We start from the raw sequence: 2,860 nt of genomic DNA on the forward strand, positions 1-2,860 counted from the left end.
GTGAGCGTCGCTCTAACAGCCATTCTGGGAAGAATGCACCGTGGCGCAGCTTCGGCACTGCGACATCGATGGTGCCGACACGGGTGTCGAGGTCGCGGTGGCGATACCCGTTGCGGTGGTTGACCCGCTCGGTGGAGGCGACGCCGTATTCGGCGCCGCAGACGGTGTCGGCCTGGGCGGAGAGGATTTGGTTGATAAACCCTTGCAGCATCTGGCGCATCAAATCCGGAGAGGCTTGAGCGAGCAGATCATCCAGATAGGTTGTTGGGTCGATAGAATGCGGATCAGCGGTCATCGTCATGTTCCTTTCGGTGAGATGTGGTAGTTGAGTCGAAAGGTTACTGGCGGGAGAGTGTCCGATTCTTTGTGTGCGGGGACTTGGTTTACAAGTAGTCCGCGAACCGGTCAGGGTACGCCACGGCTAGTTGGTTAATGGCTTGTTTCCACCCGGTGGCTTTCGCTCCTTCAATATAGCCGTTGCATTCGATGTCGTGCTTTGCTTTCTTCGCTCGCTGGGCAGCGCGCTTGTCTTCGATGTTGCAGATCATCAACCACAGTGTTTTCAACGCCGCAGTATCGTTCGGGAATTGCCCGCGGTTACGGGTAGCTTTACGCAGTTCAGCATTCAGCGATTCGATCGAATTCGTGGTGTAGAGCACCCGCCTCGCTGCTGGCGGGAACTGCAGAAACGGCACGAACCTGTCCCAGGCATCGCGCCAGACTTTGACCGATTGCGGGTATTTACGGCCCAGTTCACTGGCCTCGAAGGCATCAAGGCTGGCGCGGGCGGTGTCTTCGTTGGCGGCTGTATAGACCTCACGTAGCGCACGGGAGACACCTTTGCGGTCCTGATACGACACCCACCTGTTGGCCGCCCGGATCAGGTGCACGATGCAGGTCTGCACCATGGAATTCGGCCAGGTTGCTTCTACTGCTTCCGGCAGGCCTTTGAGCCCGTCGCAGCAGACGATGAACACGTCTTGGACGCCACGGTTGGCAAGGTCAGCGCAGACTGATGCCCAGAATGCGGCGCCTTCATTGTCAGCGATCCACAATCCCAGGATGTGTTTGATGCCGTCCATATCCACACCGACGGCCATGTAGCAGGCCTTATTCACCACCCGGTGGGCACCTGCGGATTTTTACTCGTAGCGCGTCGAGGAAGATCACTGGGTAGAACTCGTCGAGCTGGCGGTTTTGCCAGGTCATGACCTCATCTAACACCGCGTCGGTGATCGTGCTGATCGTATCCGGGCTCATATCCACCCCCAGGGCGGTGGCGAGATGGTGCTGGATATCACGCACGTTCATCCCGCCGGCGTACAGCGAGATAATCATGTCGTCGAGCTCTGTGAGCCGACGGGAGCCTTTGGGCACCATTGTTGGAGCAAACGTGCCGGCACGATCCCTCGGCATGGTCACTTCCAACGCGCCGTAGCCAGAATCAACGGTTGTGGTGTACGACCCGTTGCGGTGATTGTTCGCCTGTGCGGTTTCCACCCGGGCCTTCGCCTTACGATCGGCATGGCCGTAGCCCAAATGCGCATCCATCTCTGCCTTAAGACCGGCGTTGATCGATGCCTGCAGCAGGCCTTTGACCAGCTCGCTGGCATCATCAGCGGAAGCCGACAGCTCGCTGATCAAGCTGGCCAGCTCAGGATTTTCCATCAGCTTCTCGCTGATCTCGTTGACCCTCGCCGGGTCGTGGCTTTTCTTCGGTGACACCGTAGTCATTATCGGTGAAACTCCTCCTAGATCAGAGCCTCACACACAAACTTCCTGACACCCTCACTGGCGGTGGCCGCCCCTGTATTTCCCAGGGCCCACCATCAGCAAGCGCTACACCACACTAAGGGACGTAACCGTCCATGCGCAGCGCGTCATCCGCCGCTACACCACCTCACGGCCACGAACCGACGCCGGCAAAGCCATCTACGCACTCGCGTTGAAGCTGACCCGTATCACCACACTCGACCAAGCACGGGAGTGGACGCTGCGTCTGCACGACTTCGGGCAGGTATTCAAAACATTCCTCAACGAAAAAACGCCCGTGCCAAAAGAACGCCGCACACTCAATAACCAGTGGGAATGGACCCATCTACGAGTGCGCAAAGCCTACAACTCACTGCTGTATCTATCGCGCAACAACTGGCTGTTTACCTACCTGCAGCCACCACCGAATGCGCTTGAGCCAAAACGCTGGGCGTCAACGACAAACAGTCTGGAAGGCGGCATCAACGCCGGACTCAAACGCATCGCCGACGGGCATCGCGGCAGGTCCGGGGAACGCCAACGGAAAATGCTCGAGTGGCACCTCCACACCAAAAAAGCAACTGCCTGACGATCCGTTAGACATCGCCAGGCAGTGCAATTTTGGTCAAGATCAACTCGCCAAAGTCAACGATCTTGCCGAAGAAGACCACAACAAAGCCGACCAAGAAACAGGACGACCAGCCTTCTACGACAACGCTATCCCAACCGAGTACGAACACTCGATAGGAATCAGAAAAGGCCTCATGAAGTAACAAACAGTGTGTCCGCCCCGCGACACGCCGAGCGGACACACTTTTTGCTACTTAACCCGCGATTTGCGTCTTTGCTTAACGACGAAGCGCCGCCCCACCCCTTCCGGAGCCAGGCGGCGCTACATGCGATCTTTTCGCGCGCTACTTCTTGCCGAAGCTTGCGATCGGGCCGAGGACTCGGTCGATCGGGAATGCCAGCAGCAGCGACAGAACACTGAGCACTGCGACTACGCCCGCGATGATGACGCTAATCGGCGCGTTGCTCGAGCCCTTGGAGTCATCCTGGCCCTCGACCGGCCCCTCCGGCTTGGTTTCCGGCTTGGTTTCCGGCTTGG

At 58.2% G+C, this 2,860-nt stretch carries 2 protein-coding genes and 2 pseudogenes; 1 reads left to right on the forward strand and 3 read right to left on the reverse strand.

What is annotated here, in order from left to right; all coding sequences use genetic code 11:
* Together HMPREF3120_RS09100 and HMPREF3120_RS09105 are read right to left on the reverse strand one after the other, a co-directional pair.
* On the reverse strand, window positions 1–295 hold a 295-nt coding region (locus HMPREF3120_RS09100; RefSeq protein WP_210384514.1), incomplete at its 3' end, for a transposase.
* A gap of 88 nt (window positions 296–383) precedes the next feature.
* Window positions 384–1,734: pseudogene (locus tag HMPREF3120_RS09105) on the reverse strand (IS256 family transposase).
* A 127-nt stretch (window positions 1,735–1,861) separates the two neighbouring features.
* On the opposite strand from HMPREF3120_RS09105, the pseudogene HMPREF3120_RS09110 reads away from it, so the two are divergent.
* Window positions 1,862–2,525, forward strand: a pseudogene (locus HMPREF3120_RS09110) (IS256 family transposase); the annotation flags it as partial.
* 141 nt (window positions 2,526–2,666) lie between these two features.
* On the opposite strand, the gene HMPREF3120_RS12190 reads toward HMPREF3120_RS09110, so the two are convergent.
* Window positions 2,667–2,860 (reverse strand): hypothetical protein (locus HMPREF3120_RS12190; protein WP_168156423.1); only part of this gene is annotated, 194 nt, incomplete at its 5' end.

This window comes from Corynebacterium sp. HMSC11D10, from assembly GCF_001806995.1.
GTDB lineage: Bacteria > Actinomycetota > Actinomycetes > Mycobacteriales > Mycobacteriaceae > Corynebacterium > Corynebacterium coyleae.